Annotated in this window: 22 protein-coding genes; 6 read left to right on the top strand and 16 right to left on the bottom strand. The window is 44.4% G+C overall.

Annotated elements, in window-relative coordinates:
* Positions 1-5: 5 nt before the first annotated feature.
* Positions 6-326, top strand: a complete 321-nt coding sequence (locus AC5JM2_RS08485) for a hypothetical protein (protein WP_495834457.1) — start codon at positions 6-8, stop codon at positions 324-326.
* Here AC5JM2_RS08485 and AC5JM2_RS08480 read toward each other — a convergent pair.
* The 6 genes from AC5JM2_RS08480 to AC5JM2_RS08455 all read right to left on the bottom strand — a co-directional run bounded on the left by AC5JM2_RS08480 (position 280) and on the right by AC5JM2_RS08455 (position 6,692).
* Positions 280-672, bottom strand: a complete 393-nt coding sequence (locus AC5JM2_RS08480) for a hypothetical protein (RefSeq protein ID WP_495834456.1) — start codon at positions 670-672, stop codon at positions 280-282. The two genes, AC5JM2_RS08485 and AC5JM2_RS08480, sit on opposite strands and share 47 nt — an antisense overlap.
* A gap of 46 nt (positions 673-718) precedes the next feature.
* Positions 719-1,750: a phage late control D family protein gene (locus AC5JM2_RS08475; protein ID WP_495834455.1), complete on the bottom strand. Its 1,032-nt coding sequence runs from the start codon at positions 1,748-1,750 to the stop codon at positions 719-721.
* 1 nt (position 1,751) lies between these two features.
* Entirely contained in the window at positions 1,752-4,103 is a 2,352-nt protein-coding gene (locus AC5JM2_RS08470; RefSeq protein WP_495834454.1) for a phage tail tape measure protein, read from the bottom strand.
* Positions 4,104-4,677: 574 nt separating this feature from the next.
* On the bottom strand, positions 4,678-5,250 hold the full coding sequence (locus AC5JM2_RS08465; protein ID WP_495834453.1) for a hypothetical protein: 573 nt from the start codon (positions 5,248-5,250) through the stop codon (positions 4,678-4,680).
* 199 nt (positions 5,251-5,449) lie between these two features.
* The gene (locus tag AC5JM2_RS08460; protein WP_495834452.1) at positions 5,450-5,983 is read right to left on the bottom strand and encodes a hypothetical protein; all 534 of its coding nucleotides are present in this window, start codon (positions 5,981-5,983) and stop codon (positions 5,450-5,452) included.
* Positions 5,984-6,122: 139 nt separating this feature from the next.
* Entirely contained in the window at positions 6,123-6,692 is a 570-nt protein-coding gene (locus AC5JM2_RS08455) for a hypothetical protein (protein ID WP_495834451.1), read from the bottom strand.
* Positions 6,693-6,727: 35 nt separating this feature from the next.
* Here AC5JM2_RS08455 and AC5JM2_RS08450 point away from each other — a divergent pair, with 35 nt between their 5' ends.
* The gene (locus AC5JM2_RS08450) at positions 6,728-7,057 is read left to right on the top strand and encodes a hypothetical protein (RefSeq protein ID WP_495834450.1); all 330 of its coding nucleotides are present in this window, start codon (positions 6,728-6,730) and stop codon (positions 7,055-7,057) included.
* 63 nt (positions 7,058-7,120) lie between these two features.
* Here AC5JM2_RS08450 and AC5JM2_RS08445 read toward each other — a convergent pair whose 3' ends face one another.
* The 10 genes from AC5JM2_RS08445 to AC5JM2_RS08400 all read right to left on the bottom strand — a co-directional run bounded on the left by AC5JM2_RS08445 (position 7,121) and on the right by AC5JM2_RS08400 (position 12,268).
* Positions 7,121-7,255, bottom strand: a complete 135-nt coding sequence (locus tag AC5JM2_RS08445) for a hypothetical protein (RefSeq protein WP_495834449.1) — start codon at positions 7,253-7,255, stop codon at positions 7,121-7,123.
* On the bottom strand, positions 7,245-7,787 hold the full coding sequence (locus AC5JM2_RS08440; RefSeq protein WP_495834448.1) for a hypothetical protein: 543 nt from the start codon (positions 7,785-7,787) through the stop codon (positions 7,245-7,247). Before AC5JM2_RS08440 ends, AC5JM2_RS08445 begins: the two co-directional genes overlap by 11 nt.
* Positions 7,784-8,212 carry a phage virion morphogenesis family protein gene (locus AC5JM2_RS08435; protein WP_495834447.1) on the bottom strand — a complete coding sequence of 143 codons (429 nt, stop codon included), beginning with the start codon at positions 8,210-8,212 and terminating at the stop codon, positions 7,784-7,786. The genes AC5JM2_RS08440 and AC5JM2_RS08435 overlap by 4 nt, the downstream gene beginning before the upstream one ends.
* A gap of 29 nt (positions 8,213-8,241) precedes the next feature.
* Positions 8,242-8,640 (bottom strand): hypothetical protein, encoded by a 399-nt coding sequence (locus AC5JM2_RS08430; RefSeq protein ID WP_495834446.1) that lies wholly within the window; start codon positions 8,638-8,640, stop codon positions 8,242-8,244.
* Entirely contained in the window at positions 8,637-8,996 is a 360-nt protein-coding gene (locus AC5JM2_RS08425) for a hypothetical protein (RefSeq protein ID WP_210612020.1), read from the bottom strand. Before AC5JM2_RS08425 ends, AC5JM2_RS08430 begins: the two co-directional genes overlap by 4 nt.
* Positions 8,996-9,163, bottom strand: a complete 168-nt coding sequence (locus AC5JM2_RS08420; protein WP_495834445.1) for a hypothetical protein — start codon at positions 9,161-9,163, stop codon at positions 8,996-8,998. The genes AC5JM2_RS08425 and AC5JM2_RS08420 overlap by 1 nt, the downstream gene beginning before the upstream one ends.
* On the bottom strand, positions 9,153-9,383 hold the full coding sequence (locus tag AC5JM2_RS08415) for a hypothetical protein (protein WP_495834444.1): 231 nt from the start codon (positions 9,381-9,383) through the stop codon (positions 9,153-9,155). Before AC5JM2_RS08415 ends, AC5JM2_RS08420 begins: the two co-directional genes overlap by 11 nt.
* A gap of 50 nt (positions 9,384-9,433) precedes the next feature.
* The gene (locus AC5JM2_RS08410) at positions 9,434-10,672 is read right to left on the bottom strand and encodes a hypothetical protein (RefSeq protein WP_495834443.1); all 1,239 of its coding nucleotides are present in this window, start codon (positions 10,670-10,672) and stop codon (positions 9,434-9,436) included.
* Between the two features lie 10 nt (positions 10,673-10,682).
* Positions 10,683-11,309, bottom strand: coding sequence for a hypothetical protein (locus AC5JM2_RS08405; RefSeq protein WP_495834442.1), 627 nt, complete (start codon positions 11,307-11,309; stop codon positions 10,683-10,685).
* Positions 11,310-11,629: 320 nt separating this feature from the next.
* A complete protein-coding gene (locus AC5JM2_RS08400) occupies positions 11,630-12,268 on the bottom strand; it encodes a hypothetical protein (protein ID WP_495834441.1) in 639 nt (212 codons plus the stop codon).
* A 119-nt stretch (positions 12,269-12,387) separates the two neighbouring features.
* Here AC5JM2_RS08400 and AC5JM2_RS08395 point away from each other — a divergent pair, with 119 nt between their 5' ends.
* The 4 genes from AC5JM2_RS08395 to AC5JM2_RS08380 are packed head-to-tail and all read left to right on the top strand — an operon-like array spanning position 12,388 to position 14,798.
* Complete coding sequence (locus tag AC5JM2_RS08395; RefSeq protein WP_495834440.1) at positions 12,388-12,573, top strand: hypothetical protein; 186 nt, start codon at positions 12,388-12,390, stop codon at positions 12,571-12,573.
* Position 12,574: 1 nt separating this feature from the next.
* Entirely contained in the window at positions 12,575-12,847 is a 273-nt protein-coding gene (locus tag AC5JM2_RS08390) for a hypothetical protein (protein WP_495834439.1), read from the top strand.
* A gap of 12 nt (positions 12,848-12,859) precedes the next feature.
* Positions 12,860-13,840, top strand: a complete 981-nt coding sequence (locus AC5JM2_RS08385) for a DNA cytosine methyltransferase (RefSeq protein WP_495834438.1) — start codon at positions 12,860-12,862, stop codon at positions 13,838-13,840.
* A 46-nt stretch (positions 13,841-13,886) separates the two neighbouring features.
* Positions 13,887-14,798: a minor capsid protein gene (locus tag AC5JM2_RS08380; protein ID WP_495834437.1), complete on the top strand. Its 912-nt coding sequence runs from the start codon at positions 13,887-13,889 to the stop codon at positions 14,796-14,798.
* Positions 14,799-15,151: the final 353 nt, after the last annotated feature.

Here is a 15,151-nt window from a genome sequence, read left to right as displayed (position 1 = left end):
ACCGAATGAAAGCAATCCAAGGCACGGGGAAGATTGATGCACAAGGTGAATATCAACAGCGTACTTTGATGTCACGGGGGTCTAACACGTACCAAAAATGGGGAGGGTTTTTGGGTGGATCTGTTTTACCCCATGATGAATCGTGGGGCTTGGAACCCTCCCCATTTTTGGAGGGGACAAGTGCGTCACCAAAACAATTGGAACAGGGATTAAAGCAAGCGTTGGTTGAGGCTGGCTATGATTCCAGGGAGAAAATTATTCATCTTATTACTGCCTCCCTTAAATTGGATTCGCTAGAAATTCTACCTGAGCAGTTACAACTATAGGTTTCATAGTCCCCGCCTGGGATATCACCTCCCAGTTGATAGATTTCACTAAGTAATTACCAAAGTTTTCGCCTGCTATCGTAAGCGCTTTAGGCGTGGTAGAACCTTTTTCAGCGCGGAGCAAGTCTAACCGAGCTTTAGCGCTTGTATTGTAGCCCACACCAGGCATAGAGCTAAATTTAAAGTCTACTTTTATCCTATCAAGCTCGTCAGATATCCAGTGAACACGAGAGAAGCCATTGATAATCGGAATTTCAACATATCCTGATGTTTGCTGCACCGCAATCTTTAAGACTTCCGGTACAGCAAAGGTGATAGTGCCAAAGCTGCCAGATTGAAGAGACATAGTTTTGCGCTCATTTTAATGGTTATCGTAACGTTACGGTAACCAGCTAAATGTTAAATACTCGCTGCAATTCTATCATGGTACGCCATGAATCAGATTGCCTAAGTGTGTGAACGCATCTGCGAAGAAAGTATTTATGATTTCCCTGATTAAACCCAGAAAGTTGGATGATCGCACCCAAGACATAAAGCCAGTTGCCTTCAGTCGTAGCAGTAAAAACCTGTTGTTCTTTGTTATTGTCTTTAGCAGCCCCATAGGCGAACCGCGCTGCGCTTTCTCCGTTATAAAGGATTCCTTTTGATTGCAAGTTAAGAATGCGATTGGTCACATTAGCGTACTGAATACTTAAGTCACTGGTGATAGGAGAGCCACCACTCATGTACTGAACACGCACTGCGCTATAAACTCCATCAGTAGAAAAGCGAACCTGCGCAGTTGAATCACTAGCAATACTGGTTGGTGAAAGCGTGAGTACTGGAGAAGCATTTTCAAAATCTAAAAAATCATAGAAGAAAATGGTTCCAGCTTTAACTCTAAGCAAAAATCCATATTGCTGGGCAAGGGATTCTAAGATTTCAGCGCGGGTTTTACCTGAGAATCTGTAAACGGTTTGACTGGATGAGTTTTGGGTTTGAAACCCTGCGATCGCACCCGAGATGTTGCTTAAATTATTGACAGTCAAACTAAGTTGTGTTGCTTGGGTATCTACAATTGCTCTGATACTAGCATTGTCATAGCTGTACCCAATTTCATTGAGTGCACCACCATTAAAATCAAATGCACTCATGCCAATGTTGTAAACCTTGCGGGCATGGTCATAAATAACGTCATTTACCTTATGGGTTCCTGTGGTGATGTTATTGGGGGCAGGATCAGAAGAATATTTCACTTGAATTTCTACCGCATCACCAATTTGAGGAATAAGCGTTGCGCTAGGGTCAAGGGTAAATTCACAATGTGAGCGACCAAAGCCAGGTTCTTCGGTATATGAAAAATCGCTGATATAGTTTCCAATGCTAGTAGTCCCAACACTAGAGTTGATAGACACATAGCTAATAATAGGACGCTTTACTGCCATGTTACCTCCGATTATTTCTGCTACGATTGCGATCTAAAAGATCCAAAATCTCACTCGACCATTTTTCCATTTGCGCAAGTAACTTTCTACCATCATCCTGATTTGCAGACCCTGAAAGGTTAACAGTTGGTTGAAAGTTAATGGTGATGCTGGATGAGGAATTATTTCCCATCAACATTGGCGCTCTTTGCTCACTAGGCATCGCAGCGCTTGCAACCGAAGAAGCAGCTTTAAGGACTGGAGCAACATTACTCATCATCGCGTCGGCGAATGTTTGCAAGAGTGCGCGACCAGATGCCGTTAAATCTGACAACGCACCTAGCTTAGCGTCGCTTCCTGGTAAATATGACCTTACCGCACTCATAGCGCCTTGTACCGCGTTTACTGGGGCACTGGCGGCACCTCTGATTCCATCAGCTAAGGTATTCATCATACTTGCGCCAGCGTTCTTGAGCGCGTTAACCATTGAAGATACTGCGTCCGTAATTGCTTTGATGATTTGCGCCATCGTATTGCGGACAACATTGTAGGCGCTGGACATGGAAGATTGGAAAGCAGCAGGTAGACCAGATAGCGCCTTGGTTGCAGTACTTACACCTTCTTGGACTTTAGCAACAATGCCCGTCCACGCTGCGCTCGTTGCATTTTGCACCTCTACCCACTTTTGTGAGATAGCCGTCCCTGCTGATTGCACCTGGGCTTGAATGCTAGCCCAGATTGTACCTGCGCTGGTTTGGAGTTCTGTCCACTTTGCTTGAATGTTAGCACCCGCTTGGTTTATGGTGTTTTGGATATTTGTCCATGCTGTGCTTGCTGCGGTTGTCAGTTCTGTCCACTTCTGCGAGAGCGCATCCTTTGCTTGCCCAATCTTAGCAACAACCGCGTCCCAGGCTGCTGCTGTGCCAGCTTTGATGGAATCCCAATGGGTAACGATTTGATAAACTCCGTATGCCACAGCTGCGACTGCCGCAGCAATCGCTACAGTAATCAACCCTGGTACTGAGACAACAGCAGCAACTGCACCACCAACAGCCGCTGTTACCCCAGCAAGTATTGGAGCAATTGTTCCCATTACCGCGCCTATACTACCAGCTGCGGTGATAAGTGAGCCAATGATGATGATAAGAGGTGCGATCGCAGCAACCAATCCCGCAACACCCACACCTATCTGCACCAATACCGGATTAGCTTCTGCAAATTTCCCAAATGCTTGAATGACTGGCAGCAAAATACTGAGTAAAGAATTTAGCGCAGGAAGGATGGCAGAACCAATAGTTATACCTACTTGAGCCAGGTTAGCATTAAAGACTTGAATTTGACCTGCAACTCCTTGGGTTTTCTTTTCCACCTCTGCTTGAAATTTGGCAAGGTTCCCGGCATCATCCCCCGCATACTTTAGTGCTTCTTTAAATTTATCTACGGCTAAAGCACTTGTCAAAACTTCGTCACCAAAGTCCGCACCAATTAGTTCTTTAACTGCACCCAGCGCTCGCTGTGGGTCAGTTGTGGCAATAGATTTAACTTTGTCAAGGAAGAATTGCACCCCGCCTGAACCAGACTCCTTCATCTTCGCCGCCATTTCGGTCGCACTAATACCTAAAGCGTTGAGTCCTTCAATTTGGTTTTTGGATAGCACTTGTGGTGCAGCTAGTGTGGTGATGAGCTTGCCCATAGTACGGTAAGCTACGCCGTTTTGAATGCCTAAGCTTTGCATCGCGCCACCGTACGCTGCCAGTTCCTTTGTGTTGATATTCACAAGCTTACCTGCGGCAGCAGTTTGGCGGACAAATTCTAAGATTTCAGGCGTGGAACCACCAATGGCATCATCTACCTTGTTAGCGGCAGCAACCAACTTCTCCATATCCTGCGCAGATGACCCAGTAATGGTTTGAAGCGCTGCAAGGTTTTTTGACATTTCAATGGCATCGGCACCTGTCGCCATCACACCTTTGCTAACCAACTGAGCAAACTCCACTACCTTATCGCCAGCTATACCTAGCTTTCCAGCTTCCGTGGCAATCTCCGCAAACTTAGTCGGCATTTGTCCTAATGCTGGCGCAGTTTCTAATATCTGCTTTTTGAAATTGTCCAGTTTAGCTCCTTGCAAATCCAATGCACGCCCAGCATCACCTATTTGGGTGTCAAAATCTAGCGCCGTCTTAGTTGCAGCCCCTAAAGCAGCGACGATTGGGACAGTGGTCACAGCACCAAGACTTTTTCCAAAGTCCGTCATTTTTCCACCAACGTCCTTTGCTTTTTTGGAGATGTCATCTAAAGCGCCGCCAACATTTTTCAACCCAGCGATGGCGTTACCAACATCCGCCAAAACCTGTAATATCAACTGTTTCGCCATTTTGCGCAACCCCTCATTTACGTAACGGAGGATTCCTCATTTACGTAAACAGGGAATCCTAATTCACGTAAATGAGGATTTCTAATTTACGGAAGTGTTGATTCCCCCGCTCTACTATATTCAAAGAAAACATTCAAAAAAAAACAAGCAGAAAATACACACATAAAAGCGCACGCGAAATTTTTTGAAAGATAGTCTGTTGAAAATTAAGAAAAATAAAAAAGAAAAACAAAAGAAAAAAACGTAAGCCACAATTATTAGCTACGTTCTAATTTAAAAAAGGGATATTTTAGAAAATCACAATCACTCTTAGAGACTATCTACCCTGCCAACGCCGCGAAAATCATTTTTAAAAGGTTTTAATATACATGATGGTATGATTCATCATTTTTAAAAAAATAGAGGGCTTAAAGGCGATTTTTAGTCTTGTTTATTTCTTGCTGCTCTCGCTTCATCTCTTTGATGATTTCAATAAGCCACTCATTCAAGTGATGCAAATCTTTAAAATATTGTAAATCCACTAGCGACCAGCCCATATACTTGCACACTCTCAAGATGGTTAACCGCTCAGGTATTAGTTCACTGCATACTTTACCCACTCAAAAAAGAGCTTGCCCTCCTGTATTCCTAAGATTTCAGGGTTGTTAAACATATCATCAGTGATGCGATCGCCATCACGGCGAATATATCCCTTAGCCATATTCTTATAAGCTTGAGCAACACTAACTCTAACATCCGCTAACCACTTATCCGCCGCTTCCCACGGAATTGGAAGCATCGTATACTCATGATCTTTAATCTTTACGTGTGTAGACTCTGCTAATGTATCCGCATCATCCAGTATATCAATTGTTACAGAAATGCTTGTTAAAGGAACCAGCAATCTGTTAGCTTCGCGCATTGTCAAACTAAGGATATTCAATTGTATTTCAGTAAGTGGTTCGCTATTTAGTGTGTAAGCTTCGCTAAACAACCATGCCTGCGCTAATCTAGAACCTATTGCTCTTGGATTGCCAGTTTCTCCGGGCATCTGTGATTTTTCAATAAACAGGAAATAAGCCCATGCACACAAAGGTTTAGCAGTAAAAATGAGCGAACCGTCTCTAAGAACAACGGAGTTTGTGGATGCGATCGCCTCAGTAGTCATGTCACTATATACAAACAGCTACAGTCATTATAAATTGATTTCTGGTTACCATAACGTTACGATAACGATGAAGCGATCACTACTTATAAAAGCTGGCTACAAAAAGGAATCGCGTTAAGCCATATTGCGGTCTGAAGACACGCAGTATAGCTTAAGGCGAGGCTTTTTCAATTCTGATGAATTGCAATCAACGCAATTTCTACATCCCCAAAGCTAACTTCCGGTTTGCCCATAAGTTTGTGCCATTCCATATCCATTCCATTTCATCAGGGTTATAGGTAAATGTTTTACCTTTAAATGTTTCTGTGAGATAGTTCACACCTAGTACTAACTCCGCCTCCCCTTTATCTGTACTGAACTTCCACCCAATAGGGTACTTAATCAGGATACCGCGCATAGATATGGAGTACGTACCGATATCGCATGCATCTCTTACATTTTGAAAAATAGCAGATGCATTTATTGTTGCATTTGAGCACACAGATTCCATCGCTGCGCTTCTAACTCCATCGGTGATGCTCATTAAACTAACCGTTGCAGTGATGGGGTTAAAGTCTCCGCCATAGCTTAGCGCACCTCCTGCCCCAGGACGTCTATCTTGGTCAATCTCACGCTCTAACCCTTCAATGGTGAGTTCTGAAGCTGTTCCCGTTGCTATAGCAGGTGTTCCGCTACCACCAATAATTGACCATGCCCACTGACCTCTTGTTTCATAAGTTGATGGTGATGCCATAATTAACCTCCTATGCTCACAGCGAGTTCCATAATTTCCACCATGTTGTTGGGTTGGAATTGTAAGATGTGTTTTAGCCGACCAGCAAGAATATTGCTGTTAGTGCTGTCCCATTGCGCCGAACCGCGCTGCAATCCTCTTACGATGCCATTTCAAAGAACATGGCATCGTAAGAGGATGTCGCCATGTTTGCTGTCATTAAGTTACTAGGTAAATCAATAAATTTCCGCGCACGAGATATTGCTTTCTGCATGACTGCATCTTCTGTGCGGATAGCGTGGATAAAGGAACGAACGTCTGAACTACTGGGGAATGTGGAGTTGCGATCACCCCAAGTTTCAAATCCACCAGGTATATTGTCATCGTTCATAACTGTAATCACCCCTGCTCCCAGTAACTTGCTAGTATCGGAGCTCTCATCAGTAACACTCATAGACAATGATACACTAGGCGTGGAGATACCGAGCAACGGTTGTGATGATACCGTTTTACCATAATCTCCATTTTTGGCTACAGTACCCGCTAAGTGCGTGGACAGAGGTTCATGGATAGTTGGAGTGACTGCGTTATTTAAGTAGGGGTAAGTAACTATCAAGCGTTCTTTATCCTGCCCGATGCCTGTATTCCCAGCGCGTGCTGTGACAATGTTGGCAATGCTATCCCCATCTGTCCGGTAATAGCTTGCCTCTCGCCATAATAGGCACAGCAACTAATGCTACGGTTCCTAACAACACAATCCAAAAAGTGACAAGCGCAGCCGACGCCACTGCTAAGTTTGGCGCACACGCGGCAGGGGATACTCTTCCCCGCAATTTAGACATACTCATACGTTACGGTAGCAATAACATCTACGCTATCAAGGTTGCTGATGCCGCCAGTATTGTGGGGTCTGACACAACAGGCGCTCGCACGGGCATCTACCTCATCAAAGATATCCCATCTCTCTATAAGGATATCCCCAATTTTATCTTAGCCCCAGGACAAAACACTGATGCGGTGGTTACTGCGGCGACCGCTGTGGCGGATGCAATTCGCTCGATTGCTGTCATTGACCCTACAGTATCGGCGTTGTAGTGCCTGGGTAAATGATGACTCCTTTTGTTAGCGCCATTATTCTTCCTCCTTAACTTCAACAGCTCATCCTCTAGTAAGCGCATCCTGGAAATACTCAGAATCTTTTGGGACTTCGTACTCCTCGTCAAATAATAGTTGAGTCATCTCACCATTAATTTCAACTGTTGCATATGTCTCTACTTTCCATTTAATTCGCACTGGTTACAACCTCCGTGTAAGATACTCCTTGAATCCTTAACTCAGTAATTGTGGGTTCATCCTCCTCATCTGGAGAGGTGTCAAGTATGCAAACATCAAAAGGAAAGGTAGCTTCTATCACCCAATGTGCTTGATCGCGATTAAATCGCCAATCTGGTGCACCGATAGGTTGGAGAGCATAAGGAGGAGTAAAGCCGACTAAAAGATTTCTGGCTCGCTTAAAAACGTCGTAGACTCCTGCCTTGCTGTAACGGTTAGGAAGCATCACTACCAAGGTGATTTGCCAAGTCTCAGAAAGCAATACTCTGGTGCGCTCATCCCGGTTAGCTTCGCCTTGGGAAAGGACAAAGTAGATGTCGCCAGAATCGGTGCGATCGCTGAACCCTGCCGCCAAATCCGGCAAAGCGCGAACTAAAACGTTTTCCCCTTCTACATACTCTCTTAGTGGCTCCAACCTTTCGGCAAGCGCTTTGTCAATATCCGCATATTCGTTTCTATCCGGTGATGGATCTCCACCTATGCACTGCGTCATCTCACAAGATCTCCTATATAGATCTCAAAAAGTGACATCACTTTTGCTTCTCTAGTATTATTAAATCCCAGGATTGGACGCGCTGCCATTTTCTCTGTTCCTTCGCTGAAGTAAAGCGCATACTCAACGCTTAAACCAATTTCTCCTTGCAGATCTCCCGTTAACCTGGTAAAGATAGAGTTGATCATCGCACCCGTTTCTCTCCCAATAGCTCCGCTTTTCTTCCTCGCCAAAGTGCTGGGTTTTAAACTTGCCCACGCACGACCATCTGGGTCAGTTTCGGATACAAACTGTTTCTTGGTTTCCGCTTCCAGATAAGCAAGAGCATTTTGCATGGGCTTGCGCATATTCCTTATCTGATCCGGCAACCCTCGGAAATTTCCCAGGCTTTTTTCGTTTATTTTGACGGTAAAAGTTGCAGCCATTGGTTATGGTAACGTTACGGTAACGGGAGTTAGGTTTGACGAGCTATAGCACCAGCACCAACGGATAAGTTAATGCGATCGCATTTGATTATCTTCCATGAAATCTGAGAAGACGGTAACAAGCGACAATTATTAATCTCTCCATCTGGAAATTCAATCCGACCAATAATGCCTGGGACTAAGCCTGATGGCATTTTAGTTGGTTGTACCAAATGCCCACTCATCAAGCGCTCACTGGTAGCGTAAGCTTCAGTATCTCCTTGCTTGCCAGTGCTGGTGCCACTGCGATCTATCTGCGCCACCAAGGTTATTGTGGTTTTCTTTTGAGCAAAGTTACCACGCTCGTCCAAATCACATGTGGGTTCGATTATCCCAAAGGTGATGGTGGCGTGCTCGAAAACTTTTCTAGACCCCAGTATTTTTCTCATGGCTCAGCGAATTTGCGTACACTAGTTGTTATAAATGGTGTCACGCGAAAAGCGGTTTTTGTAAAGAGATTGTTGTCTTCCTGAGCTTGTAAAGCGTCAAAAGATTTTAATAGCGCATCAATATTGCCAATCTTGGTTCCATCATGAACTTCTACAAATCTAAGTTCAGGATGCGTACCTAGGTAAGCTTTGGCAGCAGCATAGATGCGATATCCTACTCCTCCTTGCTTTAAGGTGCCTGCTGTAGAAACGAGAATATTTTCTACATGAGCGAGGTCTGAATCTTCGTAAAGCTGGGCAACAGCGGGGATTTTGACAAAAGCATCAATTGCAGTAGCGATGGTTGTTAATGGCATCACTTTTTGGTAGTTGATGATTGGGTTTTGGTGGGAGTGTCAGAAGTGGGAGGTTTAATAAGACCTAATGCGATCGCTACCTCCTCCGGAACCTCCGCTTTCCCTTGCTCGTCAGGATAAAACGTTTTCCCGTTGTACAGCACTGGGCGTTCTAAATCAATCTGCATTTGTCCAGTTCTCCGTGGCTTGTGGGTCTAAGTATGCATCTGGGCATGATTGCATCACCCCAATACCTAAGGTGAGGATGCCCATCACTTCATCAATTCTAGTCCGAATTGTACTTGTTACTTTTGTCTCGTAAGTATCATCGCCATTTACCAACTTGTACTCGATAAAAGAAACAATGATATTTGTAACTTTGACAACTTCAGCACCTTCATGAATCATAAAAACCTCGCGGGAGCTTAGGAACTCAGTGGCTTTTAGCCCTGGAAGTGTTAAGCCGCTGATGGACGGTACACGTTAAGAACAAAGAAAGATTCGGGTGATTGTAAAACTGGCAAGCCTTCCTGGATTAACTCGCAGGTAAAGCTAGGCGGATGCAAACTATCTTCCAGTAAGCGATTCATTATTCTACCTGGCGCAGGATGACCTACACAGCGACCAATAGCATAGTAGCCCAGAACGTTGGTTAGGTTGACTTGCCCTATAGGATTAGGTAAGGGGACAACTATGTTGCGGTTGGTGCGGCAAACAAATAAGATGGGGTCATATTCTTTACCGTTAGTTGGGTTGGTGCGATCAAAGTAGCGTTTTTGCTCCAGCAGCCCTGTCGTTGGGTTCCGTTGGTTGTAAGTTTTGTCGTAGGTTTCCCATCGCGGCAAGCGATATCCGCGCAAAAGTACATCTACAGCATCCTCATCAATAATCGCAGGGAGACTGCCTACAGCTATGCCATCATTTTGCTGAGTTGGTCGCAGTGTTACCCCAAAGAAATGGGATCTCACCACGTCGTTCCGCATGAATTTTATCTTCACATCATAGTTAGAAATCATGCGGACAATTTCCAAGCCCTTTTGGCGTGCTGCCGCTTGGATGTTGAGGACATCAGCAACGACATCATAACCGGATGTGTTATTCCATCCCGCTGGCGCACCAACTGTTCCACCAGGAACATCTATTCTTTGTCCTGGCGCAGTTGGGTAGATGACATCCTCCGAATAACCATTCGCTCCACGCCTCCTGACTCTACCATCAAGAATTGCCTGCGAACGATAGACCTCATTTAAGTCCATCATTGGCTTGGTAATGTTATTTTCTGTCCAATTCAATAGGCGCTCAGCAGCTTCTTGCAATCCTGGGGAGTTTGCTGAATCACCAGATAGTTGCAAGATATCGTGAATAGTCTCATAGGATGCAACATCAAGTACATCCTTTTGATTAGTAAATCCAAGCTTGACATCAAGCATAGCCACGCGGTTTCCACCTTTGTTGATGTCGGTTGGCGAGTAACTGCTACCTGCTTTTGCTAATGAAGAGATGTACTCTATTGCACCTTCTGTGTATTGATTTTTGGGCTTTAATTGCTCTGGCAGCAAGGTTTGAAGTAGATAAGGCTGATCATCAGTCCCGAATTGTAAGATTGGGCTGATTGTCAGCTTATCGAAATCAGAAAACCCGTCCCGTCCTGGCTTGGAGAGGAGAGTTATAACGTCTTGAAGTGTACTAAAAGCCATTTTTTCTCTCTTAAGCCGCTAAATACATTTGATAAGAATTGCGCAGTTTTGTTTGTAACCCGGCTGCGTACGTTGAAAAGTTTGGTAAGTAGTTTTCTCTAATTCTTGTACCATGCCGAATCAGATCTATATCGTTATCATGTATTACATCTGGTTTCGGGAAAGCAACAAGGTAAATCTCATCATCGTTAGCGTCCGCCAACCCAAACATTGCACCAGCATCGCGCTCAGCAAATGTTCTGCCTACAGCAATACCATCTCTGATTGGTCGTGCTCCATACCCTGGAAATGCATAAGTCGCTGCATCTGCAATTGTCCCTGACGATGGGAATATCAATATTTCTTTGCTGGCTGGAGATGTCCACTCGCTAGTGATGACTGATGTAGAACCGAACGTCAGCGTCATCCCAGATTGAATGCCCAGCGAATTGTTTAGCGGCTGAGTCAATATAATTTTGGTGGCATTTGCGGCGATCGCACCCGATACTGTTAAAGTCACCTTATCTATTGGATCTATCCCTACCGGATTGATCTGGGCACCATGCGGCATCATTGTGTTGTAGTTTGCCGCCTCCCCAAGCCATGCTTGATACGCGGTAACTATTACCGGAAAACTTCTCATTCCTGCGCTTGACATCGCTTTATCCAAAAGCTTTACATCGGCTCGCGCTACCCATCTGTAACATTCTTTGCTGCTTCGCCATTTCAGCAATATACCTGGTTTTTAGGCTTACCCAGATCGCCACGTTGCGCCCATCTGCGCTTCAATTCAGGTTTTAGCTATTTGCCACCCATCTGTGGCGTTCTTTACTGCCGCGCTAGACCTGCTAACTGCCAAGACAGTAATATACCTGGTTTTTAGGCTTACCCAGATCGCCCATTGACATTACATTAGCTTACTGCTAGTTCTTAGTCAAGAGCGATCTCCTCTCGTTACTGTAACGTTACGATAACGAGTCATTTTTTGCCAAAGCGTGCTGGGTTATAACGGCTATTGATGTAAGCATCCCCTAAGTAGCCACCTTCCCTGGCTTGGTTTCCGCTTGGTGGCGCACCCGGTAATTTGTTGTTTTGGCTCTCTTGCTGGTTAGAAAATAGTGCAGCTTTCTTCCACGCAGGCTGTGCTTGCAAATACTCGTCCAGACTCAAAGATTTTTCCCCTTCTTTCACCGTTACGGTTTCGCCCACAAGTTCTACAGGCAAATCGCTAAATAATTGATTAAAAGCTTCGTAATCTGCGCCTGCTTTCTCAGCAAGCGATTTCATCTTAGTTTCTTTCTCTCGCTGTACTTTTTCAGCCCTGAATTTCTCTAATTCTTTTGTATCGGCTTCTGTTGTAGTTTTTAATTTATCACGCTCTGTGGTCAATTCCTTGACCTGTCTTTGCAAATCAGATAATTTATTTTCTAACTCCTCTTCGGTGCCGCCAGCCACTTCACTTAATCGCTTAAGCTTTGCGGTCGCATCTCTTAATTTAGTTTGCTTATCTTTACTTTCCTCCAGTACAACTCTTACATAAGCTAGCACTGCTTCTTTGTGCTCAGCACCACCTTCCTGCTTCCCTAAAAACTCTAAAGCATTACTGTAATCGTTCATATTTTTATCCCTACCTCTTGCACTATGATATCTCCCGGTTACCGTAACTTTACTATAACCAGAACTTGACGTTTTATGCCCATTATGTCATATTAAAGGCATAAAGTGATGGGAAGGAAATGAAAAAGTATTTTGTATTTGTGCCAAAAGTAGAGTTATATGCGGCATTCATTTCTAATAATCATGCGATTAAGGAAGATGATCGCATATTTGTTGTGTGTGATGATTTGACCCAAAAAACTGCGAAAGAGCGAGCTGCAAGAATTTGGAAAGGTCAAGAAATTGTTGAAATTAAATCCAGATAAAATGAGCAAATTAACAGTTTATAAGCTTTATCACTGGTGGGAAGGCGACCATGTGAGCAGCCCAGGATGGGTGCGGACAGCGACAGATGGAGAATTGCGATCGCTGGAAGAAGTGACGGAAGTAATTATGATGATGCGTAGGCAGGGCTGGACTGATTTCAAGATTTTTAAACACACTATAGAGCCAATTAATCCTAATACTCTTTGCCCACCTAAGCCAGTAGAGATACCAACTGCGCCCACAAAAACACGAACTAAAAAATCAGTAAAATAACAGAGGACAGTTATGAGCAAAATTGCTGTATTATTCAGCGGTGGTGGTGTCCTAGACACCGCTATTCATGAAATGGGTTTAAAGACAGATCTAGCGGTAGAGTATGACCCAGGCAGAGTTGAGCTATCAACTGCGATCGCCGACTGCTACGCAAAAAACTATCCAAGTACAGAACTCTTAAGAACCCCAGTAGAATCAGTGAACTGGATTCCTTACATGGGAGATGACTGGATGCTTTTGCACGCCAGCCCATCATGCAAAAACTTTTCGGCAGCTAATTCTGAGGGGAAAGAAACAGAGCAAGACTTAAAAGCGGCAATTGGTATAGTGAATGCGATAACCGCGCTACGACCATACTATTTCACTTTAGAGCAGGTTAGGGGTTACTTTGCCACAGAATCTATAAAACTAATTATGTGCGCACTCAGCAACCTAGGCTACAGCATAACTTATGACGTGCTTAATGCAAACTTTTATGGCGTCCCACAGCGCAGGGAGCGTCTTTTTTTGACGTGTTGCCGCAATGGAACACCTGTGGGTTTACCTCCGATGCAGCGTCCTGTTAGTTGGGGAGAGGTTTTAGGCGATCGCATTGAATCCATGAAAGAAATCTGTCCATCGCCAGCACAAATCAATGCATTAAATGCAGTACGCACATGCTACCCTGATTCTTACACTTTCCTGATACAAAAGCGAAGCTATCACGGCAAGAATTTAGCAGTCAAACATTTTTGGGAATCCGCACCAGTTATAACCTGCGCTTTGTTTTCAGATTCACATGGCAGCAATCGTCGCTCATTCTTTGATGTTTGGTATAAAGGCGACTGGTTAACGTTGTCAATCAAAGACATGGCGATGCTACAAACCATGCCGCATTGGTATATCTTGCCAGAAGAAACACGAGTAGCTGGTTCTATAATTGGGAATGGCGTCCCGACTAAGTTGTATGAGGCAATACTTAAGCAACTATTCAGGCACTATCAAAGACGTTAATTTCCCGTTACCGTAACTTTACGTTAACGGGATGTGGAGATTAAAAATGTCGCAAGAAGTACTAACAATTGCTGCTAGATACGATGAGCAAATCAAAGGCATGGAAGATAAAGCAATAGCTCGCTTAAACCGTGCCCTAGAAACTGCTTATGGAGCATTAGAGAAAGATTTAGTCAAAAGTTATAGCAATATCTCTAGCAATGCCACTTTGTTGCAATCCCAGCGCCGCGCTTTGATATTTAGAGAGTTAGGCGGACTTCTGCAAATAGTAAACCCCGACAAAGCCGACAGTTACAAGGCGATATTTGGCGAGATTCTCAGAGACACGACCAACGCAGGGTTTGATGTCGCTGGGCTTTTTGCTCAAGCGCTAGGTAACGAGAAACTTAAACCTTTGTCTGATATCGCCATTGAAGCGGTCGCAGCCAGTGCTAAGAGTACTTATCAAAGGTTGCTTAGATATGGCGACAATTTTGCCGACACAGCTACCAACATCATCTCGCAGGGCATTGTACAGGGATGGGGAATTCAGCGCGTTTTACAGCCGTTGCAGCAGCAGCTAGGAGTGACAAAATCTAGGGCTGAGTCCATAGCCAGATATGAAGCGATCGCAGCTTACAATGATGCGGCTGTACAACGTTACTCTCAAGCCGATATTGAGTGGGTAACCTGGGTGGCAATATCAGACAAAATCATCTGCGGTTACTGTTTGGCAAGACATTTGCAAACTTACAGATTGTCTGACGGTATCCGCCCACCCATCCACCCACGTTGCAGATGTACGCAGATGCCCCTCAAAAAAGCTTGGGTTGACGCGGGAATCGTAGAAGCTGAGTTCTATAGGGTTGAAAGGCAAAAAGCTCTTGCAAACGCTGAAATAACCCCAATCTATCAACCCGCATCTTTTGAAAAGCAAGCGGGTATCAAGCGACTACCTGAGCCAGCATGGAAACCTTAACGCCGGGATGGTATTAAGCCGAGAACTTACACATGGTACACTTCAGTTATAGTCGTCTTACGTCGCCGTCAAGCATTATATGACAAAACCAATGGGGTGATTGCACCAGATGAGGGGTGGGCGATCGCTAATGATGATTACTCGCAAACTTTTAGTTTTTTGCCTAATAGGTTGTGATTGTTTGATAATTAAACCACTCTGCTTAACTTATCACGAATGGCGGAAGGGGACAATGCAATGACACAATACAATAGTAAAAAGCCCTTCCAGCACGAAGAGCTTTCCATCTGTAGAACTAGAAACTGGCGACTCCCAAAGTTAGCCAGTTTTTAACTTTAAACCGACTGACGTTT

This window comes from Brasilonema angustatum (genome assembly GCF_059505445.1).
Note: the sequence above shows the minus strand (reverse complement) of the source record. Positions and strands in the feature narration are given on the sequence as shown.

Coding starts and splice junctions, on each gene's coding strand:
- AC5JM2_RS08485 (WP_495834457.1), top strand. CDS start 6: ATGAAAGCAATCCAAGGCACGGGGAAGATTGATGCACAAGGTGAATAT.
- AC5JM2_RS08480 (WP_495834456.1), bottom strand. CDS start 672: ATGTCTCTTCAATCTGGCAGCTTTGGCACTATCACCTTTGCTGTACCG.
- AC5JM2_RS08475 (WP_495834455.1), bottom strand. CDS start 1,750: ATGGCAGTAAAGCGTCCTATTATTAGCTATGTGTCTATCAACTCTAGT.
- AC5JM2_RS08470 (WP_495834454.1), bottom strand. CDS start 4,103: ATGGCGAAACAGTTGATATTACAGGTTTTGGCGGATGTTGGTAACGCC.
- AC5JM2_RS08465 (WP_495834453.1), bottom strand. CDS start 5,250: ATGACTACTGAGGCGATCGCATCCACAAACTCCGTTGTTCTTAGAGAC.
- AC5JM2_RS08460 (WP_495834452.1), bottom strand. CDS start 5,983: ATGGCATCACCATCAACTTATGAAACAAGAGGTCAGTGGGCATGGTCA.
- AC5JM2_RS08440 (WP_495834448.1), bottom strand. CDS start 7,787: ATGACGCAGTGCATAGGTGGAGATCCATCACCGGATAGAAACGAATAT.
- AC5JM2_RS08435 (WP_495834447.1), bottom strand. CDS start 8,212: ATGGCTGCAACTTTTACCGTCAAAATAAACGAAAAAAGCCTGGGAAAT.
- AC5JM2_RS08430 (WP_495834446.1), bottom strand. CDS start 8,640: ATGAGAAAAATACTGGGGTCTAGAAAAGTTTTCGAGCACGCCACCATC.
- AC5JM2_RS08425 (WP_210612020.1), bottom strand. CDS start 8,996: ATGCCATTAACAACCATCGCTACTGCAATTGATGCTTTTGTCAAAATC.
- AC5JM2_RS08420 (WP_495834445.1), bottom strand. CDS start 9,163: ATGCAGATTGATTTAGAACGCCCAGTGCTGTACAACGGGAAAACGTTT.
- AC5JM2_RS08415 (WP_495834444.1), bottom strand. CDS start 9,383: ATGATTCATGAAGGTGCTGAAGTTGTCAAAGTTACAAATATCATTGTT.
- AC5JM2_RS08410 (WP_495834443.1), bottom strand. CDS start 10,672: ATGGCTTTTAGTACACTTCAAGACGTTATAACTCTCCTCTCCAAGCCA.
- AC5JM2_RS08405 (WP_495834442.1), bottom strand. CDS start 11,309: ATGTCAAGCGCAGGAATGAGAAGTTTTCCGGTAATAGTTACCGCGTAT.
- AC5JM2_RS08400 (WP_495834441.1), bottom strand. CDS start 12,268: ATGAACGATTACAGTAATGCTTTAGAGTTTTTAGGGAAGCAGGAAGGT.
- AC5JM2_RS08395 (WP_495834440.1), top strand. CDS start 12,388: ATGAAAAAGTATTTTGTATTTGTGCCAAAAGTAGAGTTATATGCGGCA.
- AC5JM2_RS08390 (WP_495834439.1), top strand. CDS start 12,575: ATGAGCAAATTAACAGTTTATAAGCTTTATCACTGGTGGGAAGGCGAC.
- AC5JM2_RS08385 (WP_495834438.1), top strand. CDS start 12,860: ATGAGCAAAATTGCTGTATTATTCAGCGGTGGTGGTGTCCTAGACACC.
- AC5JM2_RS08380 (WP_495834437.1), top strand. CDS start 13,887: ATGTCGCAAGAAGTACTAACAATTGCTGCTAGATACGATGAGCAAATC.